The following is a 19,828-nucleotide window of genomic DNA, read 5'->3' on the forward strand; positions in this document are numbered from 1 at the left end:
CGAATAAGCAATAATAATCCACAAAATAGGCAGTTTTTTGCTATTTTATATCGGATAAGGACCCTCTATATTTGTATTGTTCTTCCAGTCGAAGTTACACTAACAATCGAAATACCATGAAGAGAAAGCAGTTATTTTTTATACTATTCCTGATATGCTGCGCAGTAGTGCAGGCGAAAGAATATCATGTATCCGTAAAAGGGAACGATGCGAATGAGGGAACCGAAAAAGCACCTTTCCGGACTATTGGGAAAGCGGCGGAATATGCTTTCCCCGGTGATGTGATCACTGTGCATGCCGGAACGTACCGTGAGTGGATAAACCCTCCGAGAGGCGGTGAAAGCGACGGGAAGCGGATTGTCTATCGTGCGGCTCCGGGAGAAAAGGTAGAGATAAAAGGCTCGGAAAGGATTACCGGCTGGACGAAGGAGAAAGACGGAGTCTGGAAGGTCACGATCCCGAATACATTTTTCGGTGATTATAATCCGTATGCCGACCTGATCTATGGCGATTGGTTTGACGGCATGGGACGCGAACATCATACCGGCGAAGTTTTCCTGAATAACAAATCCCTCTATGAGAAGGAGTCGCTGGACAAAGTGCTTCGCCCGGTCCCGCATGAAAACGGCAAAGATAAGGAAGGGGCTGCCTACACCTGGTATTGTGAGAATGACGGCGTGAATACGATCATCTGGGCAAATTTCCATAAATATGACCCGAATAAGGAACTGGTGGAAATAAGTACCCGCAACACCTGCTTTTATCCATCGAAACCGGGTATCGACTACCTGACTATCCAGGGCTTTTATATCAGTCAGGCTGCTACCCAATGGGGAGCTCCGACGGCAGAGCAGATCGGTATGATTGCTACCCATTGGAACAAAGGGTGGATCATCGAGAACAATGTAATCAGTAACTCCAAATGTTCAGGCATAACGTTGGGAAAAGAACGTCAGACCGGTCATAATGTCTGGCTGAACGATACGAGCATCGACGGTTCCCTGCATTATATCGAAGTGACTTTCAATACGATCCGGAATGGCTGGAATAAGGAGAATATCGGTTCGCATATTGTTCGTAACAATGAGATATCCCATTGCGAACAGACCGGTATCTGTGGAAGTATGGGGGCCGCTTTCAGCCTGATCGAAAACAATCATATCCACGATATCTGGGTGAAGCGTCAGTTTACCGGCGCAGAGATCGGAGGTATTAAATTTCATGCTGCGGTAGACACCCGTATTGTCCATAATCGTATTCATAATGCAGGCCGTGCCCTCTGGCTGGATTGGATGACGCAGGGTACCCGGGTTTCGGGAAACTTATTCTACGATAATGATATGGAAGATCTTTTCCTGGAAGTAAACCACGGCCCGTTCCTGGTTGACAATAACATTTTCACCTCACGCCGGAGTATCCTGGAACAATCCCAGGGAGGCGCTTATGTGCATAACCTGATCGCCGGAGATATCTACCGGTATGTAGAACACGGACGGTACACTCCTTATTTCCTGCCTCATTCGACAGAAGTCGCGGGCCTGTCTATTATTCCCGGTGGAGACGACCGTTATATCAATAACCTTTTTGCCACCGTTCTTCCGGTGACGGAAGGAGAGAATAAGCGGAAATACGGTTTGGCGGACTATAATAAAACGGTTTATCCGATGATGGTGGACGGGAATGTCTATTACAACGGAGCCTTGCCGTTTGAAGGTGAAAAGAACAAAGTAGTCCTCCCGGACTTCAATCCGAATGTGAAGATCGAAGAAACGGCTGACGGCGTTTATCTGTCTTTATCCGTAAAAGGTTTGAGTGATTTGCAGACCAGCCGTGTCAATACGGAAAGGCTGGGAAAAGCCAAACTCCCCGGACAAGCCTACGAGCAACCCGACGGCAGCCCGATTGAAATTGCTGCCGACTATCTGGGGAATGCACGTGGAGACCAGCCCAAGCCGGGACCTTTGGAATCCGTCAAAGACGGCGAGATCAGAATAAAAGTATGGTAATCTAAAATTAGTATTGAACATGACATCCAAACAGCGTGTGCAAAGCGCACTAGCCCATCGTATGCCCGATTGCGTACCGGTCGACTTCGGAGCAACTTCGGTTACAGGCATCCATTGTAAGGTCGTAGAGGCCTTGAGACAACATTATGGATTGGACCCGCATCCTGTCCGCGTCATCGAACCTTTCCAGATGTTGGGAGAGATCGAAAGCGACTTGCAGGAGATTATCGGCATAGACTGTGTCCCTGTTTTCGGACGCAAGGATATGTTCGACATCGATGAAACCCAACTCCACGAACAAATCACTCCCTGGGGGCAGAAGGTGATGATTGCCTCCGGTATCGACCTGACGACCGACGGCCAGGGAGATGTTCACATCTATGCGGGAGGAGACCGTTCCTATCCGCCCAGTGCCGTGATGCCTTCCGGCTGCTATTTTATCAATGCAACGGAAAGACAGGAATATGTGAATGACGAAGAGATCGATCCGGCAGATAACCTGGATGAGTTCGGCCCTCTTTCTGACGAAGATCTTCAATACTATAAAAAGACGGTCGAACAGGCTGCCGCAACCGGAAAAGCGGTTGTTGCCAGCTTTGGCGGTACGGCACTGGGGGATATCGCTTTCGTTCCGGGCATGGGGCTGAAAGACCCGAAAGGTATCCGCAATGTCGCTGAATGGTATATGTCTACCGCCATGCGCCGTGACTATGTACAAACGGTCTTTGAAAAACAGACCGATATTGCACTGGCTAACTATCAACGTCTTTGGGATGCGGTAGGTGAGAAGGTCGATGTCGTCTTTACCTGCGGAACCGATTTCGGAACCCAGGACTCGCAATTCTGTTCGCTCGATACATTCAGGGAGTTATGGCTTCCCCACTACAAACGGATGAACGACTGGATTCATCAGCATACCACCTGGAAAGTATTCAAACATACCTGTGGGGCTATCCTCCCGATTCTTCCCGGTTTGGTGGATGCCGGTTTCGATATAATCAACCCTGTCCAGATCAATGCCAAAGATATGGACCCGAGGGTATTGAAGAAAGAGTTCGGCAGCCAGGTGACGTTCTGGGGCGGCGGTATCGACACGCAACGTATCCTGCCGAATGCGGCACCCGAAGAGGTGCGGAGCCATGTATTGCAGGAATGTGAGATACTGGGAGCTGACGGCGGTTTCGTTTTCAACGCCGTTCACAACATACAGGCTAATGCGCCGGTTCGGAATGTCGTGGCGATGATAGAGACATTGCGTGAGTTACGAGGTTAATAATTAAAACAGATAAAGTTATGGCAGATTTGGAGAAATTGTATGAGGCTATTTTGACAGGAAAACTGGAGATAGCCAGGGCGGTAACCAACGAAGCGATCGCAGAGAATGTCGATCCGCATTTGATCATTAATAACTATATGTCGCGTGCCATGGAAGATATAGGCAAACGTTTCGAGGAAGGAAAAGCCTTTGTCCCTGAACTATTAATGGCAGCCCGTGCCATGAAAGGTGCGCTCGACCTGCTGAAACCGCAAATGAAAGGTGCAGCCTCCCACAGTCTGGGAAAGGTGGTGATCGGAACGGTAAAAGGTGATTTGCATGATATCGGAAAGAACCTGGTAGCCTCCATGCTGGAAGGCTGCGGCTTCGAAGTGATCAACCTCGGAACCGATATCTCTTCGGAAAGGTTTATAAACGCCCTGAAAGAAAACCGGGCTCAGATCCTGTGCCTGTCTGCCCTGCTGACAACGACGATGAATTATATGCAGGAGGTGATCGATGCTTTGGAGCAGAATGGAATCCGCAGCCAGGTTAAAGTGATGATCGGCGGTGCACCGGTTTCCGAATCGTTTGCCCGCCAGATCGGTGCAGACGGTTATAGCGACAATGCCAATGCCGCGGTAACGCTTGCCAAATCCTTATTATCCGCCTGATCGTATGCAGGAATACGAGTTAGACTTTAGCCGGTTATCCCTGACGGTAAATGATTTATTTACCGAGATGGGCTACGGCAGTACGGAACCGGAAGAGCCAGTGGAGGCATTGACCGTCTCCATGCTGGAAGAGGTTTCGTCTTGGATCGTTCCGCGTTGTGCATTCGGTCTGTTTGACGGACGGATGGAGGAAGACGCTGTATCTCTGGATGGCGGCGAACGTATTCATGTCGGAGCGACGATCTCTTCCCTCCTGAAAGGCTCTGGTCGCTTCGCCCTCTTTGCGGTGACTGCGGGGAGTGCTTTTCAGGAGTATCAGAATCGTTTGAAAGCGGAAGAGGATATCCTGAAAAGTTTTATTGCAGATATTATCGGTACTTGTATCGCAGAAAAAGCCGGTGACTGCATGGAACGGTTACTCGAAAAAGAGCTGGCAGGAGAACGGCACACGAACCGCCTGAGTCCCGGATATTGCGGCTGGCATTTATCCGGCCAGCAGACACTGTTCCGCTTGATGGGCGGGAATCCCTGCGGTATCGGTTTGTCGGAGGTATGCCTGATGACACCGATCAAGTCGATCAGCGGTATTATCGGTATCGGGCCTGATGTGGATGAGAAAAAGTACGGTTGCCAGTATTGTGAACTGGAGACTTGTTATAAACGAAAAAGAAAGAAGAAATAATGGAAATACAAAAGTGGCTACACGAAACAAGGAACCGGCAGGAACGTAGGGCTATTCCTATCATGACGCATCCGGGTATCGAGTTATGCGGTAAAACGGTGAGAGATGCGGTTACCGATGGCGAAGTGCATGCGGAGGCTATCTGCCGGTTGAACGAACAATATCCGTCGGCAGCACCGACGGTTATCATGGATTTAACGGTGGAAGCAGAGGCTTTCGGTGCGAAGGTGGTCTTTCCGGAAGATGAGGTCCCCAGTGTAACGGAACCGCTCGTATCGGATAGGGAGTCTATAGATCGTCTGCTAATCCCGTCTCTTGAGGCCGGACGTGTTCCCGAATACCTGAAAGCGAACCGGCTTACGGCAGAACGGGTAAAGGATAAGCCGGTCTTTGCCGGTTGTATCGGTCCGTTTTCGCTGGCAGGGCGTTTGTTCGGGTTGTCGGAATTAATGATCGCCCTGTATGTGGAGCCGGAGAATATGACCGTCTTACTGGAGAAATGTACCCGTTTCCTGATCGACTATACCCGTGCGATCAGGCAGACAGGCGTTCATGGCGTGATCATGGCGGAACCGGCGGCGGGTCTGATCTCTAACGAAGATTGTCTGTTGTATTCGACGGATTATGTTCGTCAGATCGTGGATGCGGTGCAGGATGAGAACTTTATGGTGATCCTGCATAACTGCGGAAACTTCGGACATTGTACGGAGGCGATGATTCAGTCGGGAGCGGCCGGACTGCATTTCGGCAATAAGATAGATATGGCGGAGGCGTTGGAGAGCTGTCCGGAAGACCGGTTGGTCATGGGAAACCTCGATCCGGTCGGACTTTTCAAACAGTCATCGCCGGAAAAAGTATATGCAGAGACAATGAATCTGCTAAAGAAAACCAGCCAATGGAAGAATTTCGTTTTATCGACAGGTTGTGATGTGCCTCCGCATGTTCCGTCAGAGAATATAGAGGCATTTTATCAGGCACTTAATAGTTTTAACAATCGATCAGTGTAAAAAAGAGAATGTCCTGTGTAAGTTCTTTACACAGGACATTTTATGTAGGATGCTGTTTTATCGGTTTCTTATCGGATAAACAACAGTTCCCGATATTTTGGCAACGGCCACATCTGGTTATCCACCATCAGCTCCAGTTCGTCGATATGCTCGCGGATATCATCCAGGAACGGAACCACCGTATCATGATAAGCGATCGCCTTGCTGCGGAGGTCGGTGATGACATTCGCCTTCTTACGGGCTTCGATCATTTCGTCCGTCATGCGTGTTACGGCATTTACGTGTTTGGAAATCTTGCGTACCAGGCGGCGCGGTTCGGCGGACAGGTCTTCGTATTCTTCCGGGCTGAATGTTTCTTTCAGCTTGGTGATATTGCTGAGCAGCAAAGACTGGTAGTGCAATACGACCGGAATAATATGGTTCATCGACAGGTCACCCAATACGCGGGCTTCGATCTGTACTTTCTTGATATAGATTTCCCATTTCACCTCATTGCGGGCTTCCAGTTCCTTTTCATTCAATACGCCCGTTTCCTTGAACATGCGGATCACTTCCGGTTTCAGGTAAGCATCGTATTGCAGCGGAACGCTGTTTTCGCAATCCAGTCCGCGGCGGGCAGCTTCTTCCTTCCATTCGTCGCAGTAACCGTTACCGTCGAAGCGGATCGGTTTGGATTCTTTGATATAAGCCTTCAGTGTCTCGAAGATAGCCACTTCCTTGCTCTTTCCAGCAGCCTGAAGTGTTTCTACATCTTTCTTGAACTGTTGAAGCTGGTGAGCGACAGCCGAGTTGACAGCCAGCATAGCCGAGCCGCAGTTCACGGAAGAACCGGGAGCACGAAACTCGAAACGGTTTCCGGTGAAAGCGAACGGAGAGGTACGGTTACGGTCCGTATTATCCAGCAGCAATTCCGGTATTTGTCCGAAGCCCAGGCTCAGACGTTTCTTGTCGTCTACCTCGATCGCATCTTCGATCGAACTGTTCTCGAATTTATCCAGCACTTCGCTGATCTGCGTTCCGAGGAAAGAGGAGATAATGGCAGGGGGTGCTTCGTTGGCTCCCAGACGGTGTGCGTTGGTAGCAGAAGCGATACTTGCTTTCAGTAAGGCATTATATTTATAAACAGCCATCAGCGTATTGACCACGAACGTGATAAAACGCAGGTTGTCTTCGCGGTCTTTACCCGGCGAGAACAGGTTGATACCCGTATCGGTCCCCATCGACCAGTTACAATGCTTACCCGAGCCGTTCACACCCATAAAAGGTTTTTCGTGAAGCAGGACGCGGAAATTATGACGGCGTGAAACACGTTTCATCACCGACATCAGCAACTGATTATGGTCGTTGGCCAGGTTACATTCTTCATAGATCGGAGCCAGCTCGAACTGGTTCGGGGCAACCTCGTTGTGACGGGTCTTTACCGGGATACCCAGCTTATAACATTCCACTTCCAGGTCTTTCATAAATTCCTGTACGCGTGAAGGGATAGCACCGAAATAATGGTCGTCCAACTGCTGGTTCTTGGCACTTTCGTGTCCGAGCAGCGTACGTTCTGTCAGCGACAGGTCGGGACGGGCCGAATACAATTCTTCGTCTACCAGGAAATATTCCTGTTCCCAGCCCAGATAGGTGATCACCTTATGAACATCTTCGTTGAAGTAGTTGCAGACCTCTTTGGCTGCTTTGTTCAATGCTTCTACTGAACGGATAAGCGGTGTTTTGTAGTCGAGTGCTTCACCGGTATAAGCGATAAAGACAGTCGGGATACATAAAGTGTCGTCTACAATAAATGCGGGAGAGGAGGGGTCCCAGGCTGAATATCCGCGGGCTTCGAACGTGTTACGCAGTCCGCCGTTAGGGAAGCTGGATGCGTCGGGTTCCTGCTGGGCGAGCAGTTTGCCGCTGAATTCTTCGATCATACCGCCGTTGCCGTCATGTTCTACAAAAGCATCGTGCTTTTCGGCTGTTCCGTCGGTAAGAGGTTGGAACCAGTGGGTGTAATGGGTAACTCCTTTTTCCAGTGCCCACATACGCATACCGGCAGCTACATGGTTGGCTATTTCCCGGTCGATGGGTGTTCCATTATCAATGGCGTGGGTTAGGGCTTTGTACGTTTCCTTGGAGAGATACTTCTGCATTGCCTTGCGGTTAAATACGTTCTCGCCATAGTACTCGGATACTTTCTGTTTGGGAGTGATGGCTTCCACGGCCTTCCGGTTGGAAGCTTTCTCCACTGCATTAAAGCGTGAGATTGACATACGGATTATTTTTTTGTTTTACCGGCTGCAAAGATACAAGCAAATCTTTATTTATACTTTCTGCTTGTAGTTAAAAAGAAACAATGCCTATCCTACTTGAGACAGACTTGAAATATATTAATCTGTCTTCAGGCTAAAACATGTAAAAAATCATCTCTTACCTTCATTGGCATATTGGCAAATTTTGGCAACTTGGTCTCTTTTTAGCAAAAGAATTATCTTTAATATAAATCAGATGAAAAAAAACTAGACGCCGCCCGGCTTAGTAAGGTGGCACAAGACTTGAAGAATGAATGTGTGAAACTGAAAAAGATTTCACCTTTTTCTATTGCCTGACCTTCCCGATAAACAGCACATTATTATCATTCTCATTCAGCGATGCTGCCAGCTCCTGAAGTTTCTTTTTATCCTGGCTGGGGCATTTGCCGGAGGCGAGATGCTTTTCTATTTGTTCGGCCAGTTGTCCCGGTTCCAGGTTCTGGATGAAATAGCCACGGTAAAAACTGTGTCCCGGCGATGAGACAGGAAGATTACCGTAGAAATCGTTTACGAGATTGAAATAAGAAGAGGCATTCTTTTGTTTGTCTATTAGAATGTTTCCACCTCTCTCCGGACCATTGTTCCCCCAATAGTAATAGCTGACCATAAAATGATGGGGCAATCTGTAATACAGATGAATCGGTTTCTCTTTCGGGTTCGGGAATGTCATGGTGAATTCGGGTAACAACCGGTTGCCCGCTACGTCGTAAACAAAAAGAGTATCTATACCGGTATGGAAGAAATCGAAATCGTTGCAATTCCTGTAAGAAAAGACCTCGCCGTCAAAATTTTCAGCTTTCATCGCTGCGGTGGTCGGTATTTTTTCCAGTATATTTCCTTCTGTGTCCATCTGGAAAGCAAATGGCTCATCTTCGCTGAAAGGCATGTGAACAACCGCTAATGTTCCGTCCGGATTGAGCGACAATTTGGGTTTCTGGAGTCGTCCGGGCAGTTTGATGTCTTTGATCCATCTGCCGTCTGTTCCGTACATCATAATTTTGTCACCGACAAAAGGAGTGAAAAAGATATGCCCGTTCTTTTCGTCAATGACTTCATCATAAATGGAAATGGCATATTCTCCGGCACCGTTGCCCACTGCGCCGATGTCATGCAGGAATTTACCTTCCTTGTCAAACAGCTTGAATGCAGCACCGCTTTGGCGAACACCGATATATTGGTCGGTGGCAAGAATGAACCAGGCTTTGAATAAAGCCTCGTCAGAATTGTCGAACCGGATAATGCGACAGTCTTCGACGAACTCACTGAGAGGTACTTCGATCGTATCTTTTACGGCAGCAAAATCACATACTGTCAGTTTGTTTCCCGAAGTTTCAACAGTGCTGAGACTTCCGTCGTTGGTCTTCATCGCCTTTTGTTTCTGTGTAGAAGGGTTGCAACCTGAAAAACAGGCCAGTAACAAGGCAGCGGATAGGAGTAAAGGAGTTGTTTTCATGTCTGATAGTATTTAAACGGTTGATAATAAACAAAAATACGAATAGCTCGGAATTACGAACTATTCGTATTTGAATATATGTCTTCGATTATGTTATATTAACTATTTCAGAACAAACTCCATGCGACCGTCAATCCGGCCATCACGATAGCCACCATGCTCATCAACTTGATCAAGATATTGAGGCTCGGTCCGGAAGTATCTTTGAACGGGTCGCCGACAGTATCGCCAACGACAGTCGCTTTGTGAGCTTCACTGCCTTTGCCGCCATGGTTGCCTTCTTCGATATGTTTCTTGGCATTGTCCCAGGCACCGCCGGCATTTGCCATGAAGATAGCCAGGACAAACCCCGTGCTCAACCCGCCGATCAACAACCCGATCACTCCGGTTACCCCGAAGATCAGCCCGGTGACGATCGGAGCGATGATAGCCAGCAACGAAGGTACGATCATTTCATGTTGTGCCCCTTTGGTCGAGATCTCCACGCAACGCGCATAATCGGGTTCCGCTTTCCCTGTCAGGATACCCGGAATTTCGCGGAACTGACGGCGTACTTCTTCCACCATGTGACCCGCGGCACGTCCTACGGCATTCATAGTCAATCCGCAGAACATAAAAGCCATCATCGAACCCAAGAACATGCCCGACAGCACTTTCGGGTTCATCAGCGTCACGTCATAATAGACCATGAAATCGGAGAAAGAAGCCTTCGATATCTCCATTGTCCGTCCGTCGGCGAATGAAAGGACGGTTTCTCCCAAACGGAGCAGACCTATTTTGATCTCTTCTATATAAGAAGCCAGCAACGCCAGTCCTGTCAGCGCAGCCGAGCCGATGGCAAAGCCTTTACCTGTAGCGGCCGTGGTATTTCCAAGTGAGTCGAGGGCATCGGTACGTTTGCGCACTTCTTTTCCCAAACCAGACATTTCGGCATTTCCCCCGGCATTGTCGGCGATCGGTCCGTACGCATCGGTTGCCAGCGTGATACCCAATGTCGAAAGCATGCCGACAGCGGCAATACCGATTCCGTAAAGTCCCATGCCGGTATTATTGAAATCGAATCCGGAAGCAAAGAGGAATGAACAAATGATGCCGACAACAACTGCCAGTACGGGGATGGCGGTAGACATCATCCCCAGCCCCAGTCCCGAGATGATAACGGTTGCCGGTCCGGTCAGACCCGATTCGGATACCCGTTGTGTCGGTTTATACGATTGCGAGGTATAATATTCCGTTGCTTGTCCGATCACGATACCGACCAGCAAGCCGATCACTACCGAACAACTGATCCAGAACCAGTTGTCTAGTCCCAGTGTATAAAGTATACCAAATGTAGAGAGGGCGATCAGTACGGAGCTGAGGTTCGTTCCTGTTGCCAGCGCTTTCAGCAGTTGACGGATAGAGGCATCTTCCTTCGTCCTGACGGCAAAAATACCGAGGATCGAAAGAACGATCCCGACAGCAGCGATCAGCATCGGGGCGATTACGGCCTTGTATTGCATTTCTATATCTCCGGAAGAGACAAAGGCGGCTGCGCCCAGGGCGGCGGTCGCCAGTATCGATCCGCAATAAGATTCATACAGGTCGGCTCCCATACCGGCAACGTCACCTACGTTGTCGCCTACGTTATCGGCGATGGTGGCAGGGTTACGCGGGTCGTCTTCCGGGATGCCGGCTTCCACTTTTCCGACGAGGTCGGCACCAACGTCGGCAGCTTTGGTATAGATTCCGCCACCTACACGGGCAAAGAGCGCCTGTGTGGATGCCCCCATTCCGAAGGTAAGCATGGTGGTGGTGATAATGGTCAGTTTATGAGTCGGGTTCAGTGCTTCATCCGGGATAAAAGCATTCAACAGGATATACCAGAAAGAGATGTCGAGCAGTCCGAGCCCCACAACTACCAGCCCCATGACGGCACCGCTGCGGAAGGCTACCTGTAATCCTTTGTTTAACGACGAACGGGCTGCATTAGCAGTACGGGCGGAGGCATAAGTGGCAGTCTTCATCCCCAGGAATCCCGCCAGTCCTGAGAAGAAACCGCCGGTCAGGAAGGCGATGGGAACCCATTCGTTCTGCACACCGAAACCATAAGCCATAATGGAAAACAGGATAACCAATACAAGAAAGACCGAAGCCACGACTTTGTACTGTTGCTTCAGGTACGACATCGCACCTTCACGCACATAAGAAGCGATTTTTGCCATCGTTTCCGTTCCTTCACTCTCTTTCATCATTTGCCGGAAGAAGAACCAGGCAAATACCAGCGCCAGAACTGACGCCACGGGCACAATCCAGAAAATACTTGTTATCATAGTCGTTCGATTTAAAGTGATTCAAGACCTTATTTTGTCTCCCGTAAATGTAACGAAAATAAAGAAGTGGAGAAACTTTTTCGTAAATAATAATGTTTCATTCTAAAAAAAACAGCATATTTGTCACGTTAAAGAGAGAAAACATACAATGACGCAAGAATCGAACCATAAGACCTATAAACTGGGATTGGCCTTAAGCGGAGGAGGCGCGAAAGGTTTTGCACACCTGGGAGTATTCAAATTACTGGAGGAGTGCGGACTGATGCCGGATGTCATCGTCGGGACGAGTGTCGGGTCGTTGATGGGGACTTTGTTTGCCGACGGTTATTCGGCGGATGAGTTGAAAGAACTCTTTACCGGCCGTGAATTCTCCGAATTCGCACAGCTTCAGCTTCCCAAATCCGGATTGTTTGACAGTAAACGTTTCCGGTATTTTTTGAAACGCCATTTGAGAGCCAAGACATTTGAGGAGCTGAAGATCCCTATGATAGTGGTTGCGACCGATCTCGATAACGGCGAAAGCCATGAGTTTAAGAGCGGGCCTATCGTGGAGGCAGTGACTGCTTCGTGCAGTATCCCAATCATTTTCAGCCCGGTGGTCATCAACGGAGTGCATTATGTGGATGGCGGGTTGTTCCATAATTTCCCGGTATCTATTATCCGCGATATGTGCGAGAGGGTGATCGGGGTGAACGTCAGCCCGCTTGTTCCCCAAAAATACAAGCAAACGATCTTTCATATTGCAGAGCGTTCCTACCATTATATGTTCCGGGCGAATACGCTGGAAGACCGGGAGATGTGCGACGTGCTGATCGAGGCGGAAGAATTCGGCATGTATAAGACCTTTGATCTGGAGAATGTGGAACAGATTGCGCGTATCGGTTACGATGCGGCGATCCGGGCATTCGAACTGGTGATACAAGAGAATAAATATGAAACCCTGGTGAAAGCGATTATGGCACGAAAGAACAATATACTCATGCCATAGCTTTGTCCGGCACTGGTCCGGGCAACTTTTACCGATAATTTTTAAAGTGGATAAAGCGATGAAACAAATGGATAAGATGGTCATTTATCAGGTATTTCCCCGTTGGTTCGGAAATTTGAGATCTTCGTTGGTAAAGAACGGCAGTAAGGAAGAAAACGGAGTAGGTAAGTTCTCCGCCTTTTCGTCGACGGCACTGGCTAAGATCAAGGAGTTGGGTACTACGCATATCTGGTATACCGGAGTGATAGAACATGCCACCCAGACTGATTATACCGCTTATCAGATACGTAAGGATCATGCGGACGTGGTGAAGGGTAAAGCCGGTTCGCCTTATGCTATAAAAGATTATTATGATATAGATCCCGACCTGGCTGAAAAGGTGCCGAACCGGATGAAAGAGTTTGAAGCGCTGGTGAAACGTACACACGAGGCCGGATTGAAGGTGATCATTGATTTTGTGCCTAACCACGTGGCACGCGAGTATCATTCGGATGCGCGTATGTCGTATGTGGAAGACCTGGGCCAGCATGATAATACGACGAAAGGATTCGACCGCAATAATAATTTCTATTATATCCCCGGATGTCCGTTACACCTCTCGTTTGCCGATTCGCATGGTGATTATGACTATAGCGAGTTCCCGGCAAAAGTAACCGGAAATGACTGTTTCAGTCCTTCCCCCGGAAAGAACGATTGGTATGAGACAGTCAAACTCAACTATGGTGTGGATTATGTGAACGGGCGGATCGGTCATTTCGACCCGATTCCGAATACCTGGACGAAGATGCTGGATATCCTGCTGTACTGGGCGGATAAAGGCGTGGACGGTTTCCGTTGCGATATGGCGGAAATGGTGCCTGTGGAATTTTGGAACTGGGTGATCCCGAAGGTGAAAGAAAAACATAATGTGTGCTTTATAGCCGAGGTTTATAACCCGGCGGAGTACCGTAACTATATTTTTAACGGTCATTTTGATTATCTCTATGACAAAGTAGGCTTGTACGATACGGTGCGCGCAGTTATGTGTAACCAATCTCCGGCAAGTAATATCTCTTACACCTGGCAAGGATTGGAAGGTATCCAGTCGCATATGCTGAATTTCCTGGAAAATCATGACGAGCAGCGTGTAGCTTCTTATTTCTTTGCAGGCGATGCCCGTCCGGGTATTTCCGGTATGATCGTATCGGCGATGATGAATACGAATCCGGTCATGATCTACAGCGGTCAGGAACTGGGCGAACCGGGCATGGACGAGGAAGGATTCAGCGGCCGCGACGGTCGTACGACGATATTCGATTACTGGAGCGTCGATAGCTTGCGTAAATGGATCAACGACTGGAAGTTCGACGGCGCCGGGTTAACGGCCGAACAGCGTGCCCTGCGCGAAAAGTATGCTAAGATACTGAATGTGGCAAAGACGGAACAGGCGATTACACAGGGGGCTTTTTTCGACCTGATGTATGCCAATTCTCGGAATCCGTATTTCAATACGCACCGGCAGTATGCCTTTATGCGTAAATTCCGTAATGAAGTCGTACTGATTGTCGTTAATTTCGACAAGAACGAACAGACCGTACGGGTGAAGATCCCTACGGAAGCTTTTCAAACATTGGGATTTGACGATAACAAAGCGGCTGTACAGACTGATTTGCTGACGGGAGAGACTTGTGTCAGTACGTTGACGACGGCTTGTCCGTACCAGCTGGTTCTGCCTGCCTATTCCGGTAGAATACTGCGTTTTACGTATAAATGATAAACATGATATCGAGAGATAAGAAGTAATAGGGGCAGGCACAACTTGCCCTTATTGTTGAAAGTTTTCCGAAGATAAAGGGATTATTGCAAATAAGTTTTGTACTTTTGCACCACAATTCAAATCTATTTACTTAAGATAAATATTCGGAATAATGAGTGCACAAACTCCTTTCTTGGTGTTTTCGGGAACCAACTCCCGGTATCTTGCAGAGAAAATTTGCAATAGTCTTGGTTGTCCTCTGGGACAGATGAACATTCAACATTTTGCTGACGGAGAATTTTCAGTTTCTTATGAAGAATCTATCCGTGGCCGCGATGTGTTCCTGGTTCAATCGACATTTCCTAATTCGGATAATCTGATGGAATTGCTCCTGATGATTGACGCTGCTAAACGTGCTTCCGCACACTCTGTAATTGCTGTAGTTCCTTATTTTGGTTGGGCCCGTCAGGACAGAAAGGATAAACCCCGTGTATCTATCGGTGCGAAACTGATCGCCGATATGTTGAGCACTGCCGGTATTGACCGTCTGATCACGATGGATTTGCATGCAGACCAGATCCAGGGATTCTTCAATGTTCCTGTCGATCACTTGTATGCTTCTTCTATCTTCCTGGATTATATCAAGGGCGAACTGCCTTTGGATAACTTGTGTATCGCTACTCCTGATGTAGGTGGAACGAAACGCGCCAGCAGCTATTCCAAATATCTGGGATTGCCGATGGTTATTTGTCATAAGTCACGTCTGCGTGCCAATGAAGTGGCTGAAATGCGTATCATCGGTGATGTAGAAGGTCTGGATGTCCTGTTGGTAGACGACATGGTCGATACAGCCGGTACGATCACGAAAGCTGCTAACCTGATGATAGAAAATGGTGCTAAGTCGGTACGTGCGATTGCCAGTCATGCTGTCATGTCTGACCCGGCTTCTACCCGTGTAGACCAGTCTGCATTGACGGAAATGATCTTTACGGATTCTATTCCTTACGCAAAGAAATGCGAGAAGGTGAAAGTTTTGTCTGTTGCCGATATGTTTGCCGAAGCGATCCGTCGTGTTTGCAGTGGCGAATCTATCAGTTCTTTATATGCTATTTAATTAGCAGGATTAATGATATAAAAAGGCTGCCGTCTGTTGATGGCAGCCTTTTTTATGTTTGATCCTTGGGGTTATCCGATGTAACCTTTCAAGGCGTTTACGTAATTCTCGAATGCCTGCCGTCCTGTAGGTGTTATCCGGCAGGTCGTACGGGGTTTCTTTCCGACAAAGCTCTTTTCTACTTCTATATAACCGGCTTCGCTCAGTTTATCTATCTGCACACTCAGGTTGCCGGCCGTTGCCTGTGTCTTTTCTTTCAGGTAGACAAAATCCGCCTCCTCGACCGAAAGAAGTATAGACATCACGGCGAGCCGTAATTGGGAGTGGAGTAGCGGATCTAGTTCTTTAAACATTGTTTCTTGGCTTTATGATTGACGATATGTCCGGGTATGATCATCATGAACACGAACGATAAACCGAAGTAAAGATACCATAAAGTGGTCGCTTTTTCACCAATCATCAGCATGGTAAGCATATAGATTGCGATAATAAAAGCGATCAGAGGTGTATAAGTCATCCAGCGCTCCTGTATGATAATGCCGGTAATGGAAACGCCGATTCCGCAATAAATCAAAGAGAGCGGCAACATCAGAATAAAGTCGATATACCGGGCGAAACTAAATTCGATGATACCGATCGTCAGAAAAGTAACGATGAACATCCAGCCCATTACCTGCCATACCTGAGAAATGACTTTGTCGGTATAAGTCACGACTCTGGGCGGTTTCTGTCTTTGTCTGTAAGACATTATCGGCCACATGACGAACATCAGCATCCATCCCCAACTCCATATAAAGTTGTGTGTGAGGTTGACTAAAGCAAATAAGATGATTGAGAGGGTAGTTGTGAAATACCCCCAGATCAGCATGTAATTCCCTTGTCCGATCTCCATGTTTTTCTTACTGGAACTTATCATTTGTGTGATGAGTGCCAGGCTTTCTTTTTCGTTTAATGTTCTTTCTTCCATGATTTTATATGTTTTAATTTTGTTCTTAATATCTTTGTTCAAAGATAATGGCATTGTTTTTAACAGTCAATCATTCCGGTTTATTTTTCGTTTAACCGGTTTCTTTCCGAGTCGGAACTTCGTTCCACCGTTTTCTTTTTGATCTTCTTGCCGCTGTTGAAGTTCCAGGTCAGGGAGACTTTGAATGTACGTCCCAGGCTGCCGCTTTCGTAATGGCTTCGTGTCGTATATGCATCGATATGACTCACGAAATTATTGTAGCGGTTGAAGATGTTGTTGACCGATGCAGTTAACAGGAAACGGTTGCCGGCGAATTTTTTTCGTGCGGACAGGCTGAATACATGGCGGGAGGCGATTTCACTGTTCCCGGAATATAAGCGGCTTGTTCCGTTGTACTGAGCTTCCAGTGTGATGTCTTCCGGTAATCGGAAAGATGTGTTCACGTTGGCAAAGGCCAGATAATGATGTGCGAAAGCGGCTTCTTCCGTCATGCGGATATCTTGCTTTACACCTACGAAATTAGCCGTCAGATCGAGCCACGGGGTCGGTTGCAGCGGTATGTTGGCTGCGACGAACCAATGGTTTTCGATGTTATGGTTCTCATAGGTGATGTAGGATATGTCCGGATCGGTTGCATCTTGTTTACAGAATTCGCGGATCAAGTCGTGGTGCAGGCTACCGCCGATAGTCAGTGTATAACGGTAATTGTAGACTATGGTGGCGCTGAAACGGTTGATATACGTTGGTTTCAGATACGGATTGCCGATGTTATAGCTGTAGTCGGAAGTCTGAAGGCGGTTCGGATTGAGCGTATAGAATGCCGGGCGTTCGATATTGCGGGCATATTGTCCGACAAGCATCCATGTTTTCAGGTTGTTGAAAGCGTATGTGATATTCAGATTCGGGAAAAGATCGAAATAATCCCGGTCGATGTGGTCGCTTTTATTGGAAGTTCGGGTATATTCTCCCCTTACTCCTGCGATGAACGACCAACGGTTGACATCGGCAGAAAAGGATGCGTATGCCCCGAAGATGTTCTCTTTATATTCGAGCGCATATCCGTATCCCGGGGTTACGTTCCATTGTTGGTTTTCCGACAAGCCTTCGTAGCATGCGTTATCGTCCATGAATGTATAGGTGTACTTCAGGCCGGTGTTCAGTGACATTCCCTTTTTAAGATGCTTCCTGAGCGAGATGTCTGAAGTGACGATCTGGTAGGTTGCATCCGAATTGCTCCTGTATGTACTGTCTTTATTCCATTCTTTCTGCATGGTGTAGTAGTTGTTCTTTCCGGTTGACTTTTTATTGGCGTAATCCGTGATCAGTTTAAGGATGGAACCTTTATTGTCGAGCTTATGCAGGTAGTTTGCCGTGGCGGATAATGTATTATAGTCGTCTTTCTGATAATAATCTCCTGTACTGTTCAATAGAAAACCTTGTTTCGTTAATTCCGTTTCGCTGTAAGAACTACTTTTGGAAACTTGTCCGATATATTCTATTTCTGCACCTATACTGTTAAGTGTGTCGATTTCAAAAATGGAGCTGATACGTCCGGTTCCGTAGTTCGAACGGGTATCGAATTCGGAAAGACTCGAAAAACGGTCGCTGTCGTTCGTGTATTCTCTGGAGGAAGTCATTTCGCTATTGTTCTTAGGTGTGAAAGAACCTGATGCTGCTGCATTTACCGTCCATTTCCCCATACGGGCGTTTAATGTCGCGGAAGGCAGATAACGGTTCAGGGAAGATGATAAAGCCGTCCCCATCATTATATTTCCCTGCACGCCGTTGTACTGTCGTTGCCGGAGTGTGATCGAAATGATCCCGCCACGGGAACTGGCTTCATATTCTGCCCCGGCAATGGGAATGACTTCTATCCGTTTGATCTCTTCTGATTTCATGGAACGTAAGTAGGAGAGAAGTTCTTCGCCGGTGAGTTTGATCTCTCGGTTGTCGACAAATACTTTTGTACCCTGCGCACCATTTATGGATATGTTTTCGTCCGTCAGCCATACGCCGGGAGCCTGTGAGAGTAACTCGGTTCCGTCTTTGCCGCTGGAAGGGGAAACGGATAATATGAAGCGATCGGCTTTTCGTTCAATGTTTTTAGCTTGTACCACGACCTCTTTCAATGCATAGGAGGATTGTTTCAGTGAAATGGTATCGGGGTGGGAGAGCGGTAACCGAATGGTTTTCCGCACCGGATCGTATCCGAGACATTGGGTGACGACGGTATAAGTTCCGTTTTCTACTTCCAGTTTGAAGTCACCTTCATCATTGGTCGTAACTCCGGCTTTCTGTATATCATCTTTCAGCAGAACAATGGTGGCATATTCAATCCTTTTTCCCGGTTCATCCGTTATATGTCCGGAGTAAACCGTCATTCCTGCCGGCTTTTGGGCTATGCCCGAAAAGCTGGCAGCGAAAAAGAACAGGAGAAACGAGGTACTTTTCATGGTATTATTCGCTTGAAGGATAATATAATTTAAGCTTGACTGTCTCTTCTTCTTTTTGAGTTTTGCAATTTTTCATGACATATCCTTCGGCCGGTTTATGGTCGTCTGTGAAATCCATTTTATGATTGCCGTTCTCATCGTGGAAGACTGAGAGGTCGAACTGTTCCCATTCTACGTTTTCGAGCGTGACGGTGGCTTCTCCTTTTTCAGGTTTAGCCATACCGTATACAGGTTTGCTTTCTTTTCCTGACTGGGCCATGACGAGGATCATGCCGTTATCTCCCCGGATATTACTGATTTTTACTGTAATGGTCCGCGACCAGGCCATGCTGCCGGTAAAAAACATTGTCATGATAATTAGTAATATTGTCTGTTTCATTTTTCTTCCTCCTCTTCTTTAATCATATAATGACTAGCGATCTCTAATCCCAGATTGATGCCCCAACCGGCTATTACCCACAAAACCCACCAGTAATATGGACTTGTGACATAATTAACTACTGCCAAAAAGCTGCATATAACGATATAGCGGAGGATATTCATTTTCAGCTGTGCTGGAAATGAATTGTTTTTCTTGTTTGAGTTTACTGTTGCTTCCATTGTTGTTCTCTCTTTAATTGTTGTTTGTAAACAAGTTTATATTATAAACCATAGATGGATTAAAAAAGTGCAAGGAGCTACGCGTTTCTCACTTACACATCGCAAATATAAAATGGTTTATAATATAAACCAAATAAAACAGAAAAAAAATAGACTGATCTGGTATAAATTTATTTTTCTATCCTATCTGATGTAGATTACATGGCGTACTAAATGAAATTACTATGTGTCCTGTCCTGAAATAAGTTGACAAAACACCACGGTAAACTTATGTCAGAATCGAAA

16 protein-coding genes are annotated in these 19,828 nt (G+C 47.3%); 8 read left to right on the top strand and 8 right to left on the bottom strand.

Features of this window, described 5'->3' with window-relative positions; translation table 11 throughout:
• Positions 1–116 precede the first annotated feature (116 nt).
• The 5 genes from DWX23_RS20895 to DWX23_RS20915 are packed head-to-tail and all read left to right on the top strand — an operon-like array spanning position 117 to position 5,624.
• On the top strand, positions 117–2,006 hold the full coding sequence (locus DWX23_RS20895; RefSeq protein ID WP_122375884.1) for a right-handed parallel beta-helix repeat-containing protein: 1,890 nt from the start codon (positions 117–119) through the stop codon (positions 2,004–2,006).
• A 19-nt stretch (positions 2,007–2,025) separates the two neighbouring features.
• Positions 2,026–3,279, top strand: coding sequence for a uroporphyrinogen decarboxylase family protein (locus tag DWX23_RS20900; protein ID WP_122375885.1), 1,254 nt, complete (start codon positions 2,026–2,028; stop codon positions 3,277–3,279).
• Between the two features lie 20 nt (positions 3,280–3,299).
• Entirely contained in the window at positions 3,300–3,935 is a 636-nt protein-coding gene (locus tag DWX23_RS20905; protein WP_122375886.1) for a corrinoid protein, read from the top strand.
• Between the two features lie 4 nt (positions 3,936–3,939).
• Positions 3,940–4,617: a vitamin B12 dependent-methionine synthase activation domain-containing protein gene (locus DWX23_RS20910; protein WP_122375903.1), complete on the top strand. Its 678-nt coding sequence runs from the start codon at positions 3,940–3,942 to the stop codon at positions 4,615–4,617.
• On the top strand, positions 4,617–5,624 hold the full coding sequence (locus tag DWX23_RS20915; protein WP_122375887.1) for a uroporphyrinogen decarboxylase family protein: 1,008 nt from the start codon (positions 4,617–4,619) through the stop codon (positions 5,622–5,624). The genes DWX23_RS20910 and DWX23_RS20915 overlap by 1 nt, the downstream gene beginning before the upstream one ends.
• 68 nt (positions 5,625–5,692) lie before the next feature.
• On the opposite strand, the gene DWX23_RS20920 is transcribed toward DWX23_RS20915, so the two are convergent.
• The 3 genes from DWX23_RS20920 to DWX23_RS20930 all read right to left on the bottom strand — a co-directional run bounded on the left by DWX23_RS20920 (position 5,693) and on the right by DWX23_RS20930 (position 11,686).
• Entirely contained in the window at positions 5,693–7,882 is a 2,190-nt protein-coding gene (locus tag DWX23_RS20920) for a glutamine synthetase III (protein WP_122353333.1), read from the bottom strand.
• 325 nt (positions 7,883–8,207) lie between these two features.
• Entirely contained in the window at positions 8,208–9,374 is a 1,167-nt protein-coding gene (locus tag DWX23_RS20925) for a 6-bladed beta-propeller (protein WP_122375888.1), read from the bottom strand.
• 107 nt (positions 9,375–9,481) lie between these two features.
• On the bottom strand, positions 9,482–11,686 hold the full coding sequence (locus DWX23_RS20930) for a sodium-translocating pyrophosphatase (RefSeq protein WP_122375889.1): 2,205 nt from the start codon (positions 11,684–11,686) through the stop codon (positions 9,482–9,484).
• Positions 11,687–11,834: 148 nt separating this feature from the next.
• Between DWX23_RS20930 and DWX23_RS20935 the strand changes: the two genes are divergently transcribed.
• From DWX23_RS20935 to DWX23_RS20945, 3 genes are all read left to right on the top strand, one after another.
• Positions 11,835–12,674 (top strand): patatin-like phospholipase family protein, encoded by an 840-nt coding sequence (locus tag DWX23_RS20935; RefSeq protein ID WP_122353343.1) that lies wholly within the window; start codon positions 11,835–11,837, stop codon positions 12,672–12,674.
• A gap of 58 nt (positions 12,675–12,732) precedes the next feature.
• The gene (locus DWX23_RS20940) at positions 12,733–14,427 is read left to right on the top strand and encodes an alpha-amylase family glycosyl hydrolase (RefSeq protein ID WP_199673356.1); all 1,695 of its coding nucleotides are present in this window, start codon (positions 12,733–12,735) and stop codon (positions 14,425–14,427) included.
• Positions 14,428–14,581: 154 nt separating this feature from the next.
• Complete coding sequence (locus DWX23_RS20945) at positions 14,582–15,523, top strand: ribose-phosphate pyrophosphokinase (RefSeq protein WP_007654670.1); 942 nt, start codon at positions 14,582–14,584, stop codon at positions 15,521–15,523.
• A 71-nt stretch (positions 15,524–15,594) separates the two neighbouring features.
• Here the strand turns inward: DWX23_RS20945 and DWX23_RS20950 are convergent, their stop codons facing one another.
• From DWX23_RS20950 to DWX23_RS20970, 5 genes are all read right to left on the bottom strand, one after another.
• On the bottom strand, positions 15,595–15,876 hold the full coding sequence (locus DWX23_RS20950; protein ID WP_122375893.1) for a transcriptional regulator: 282 nt from the start codon (positions 15,874–15,876) through the stop codon (positions 15,595–15,597).
• Positions 15,861–16,490, bottom strand: a complete 630-nt coding sequence (locus tag DWX23_RS20955) for a hypothetical protein (protein ID WP_122375904.1) — start codon at positions 16,488–16,490, stop codon at positions 15,861–15,863. Before DWX23_RS20955 ends, DWX23_RS20950 begins: the two co-directional genes overlap by 16 nt.
• 80 nt (positions 16,491–16,570) lie before the next feature.
• A complete protein-coding gene (locus tag DWX23_RS20960; RefSeq protein ID WP_122375894.1) occupies positions 16,571–18,943 on the bottom strand; it encodes an outer membrane beta-barrel family protein in 2,373 nt (790 codons plus the stop codon).
• 4 nt (positions 18,944–18,947) lie between these two features.
• Entirely contained in the window at positions 18,948–19,322 is a 375-nt protein-coding gene (locus DWX23_RS20965) for a DUF2141 domain-containing protein (protein WP_122375896.1), read from the bottom strand.
• A complete protein-coding gene (locus DWX23_RS20970) occupies positions 19,319–19,543 on the bottom strand; it encodes a 2TM domain-containing protein (protein WP_075556213.1) in 225 nt (74 codons plus the stop codon). The genes DWX23_RS20965 and DWX23_RS20970 overlap by 4 nt, the downstream gene beginning before the upstream one ends.
• Positions 19,544–19,828: the final 285 nt, after the last annotated feature.

This window comes from Parabacteroides sp. AF18-52, from assembly GCF_003479145.1.
Classification (GTDB): Bacteria; Bacteroidota; Bacteroidia; order Bacteroidales; family Tannerellaceae; genus Parabacteroides; species Parabacteroides faecis.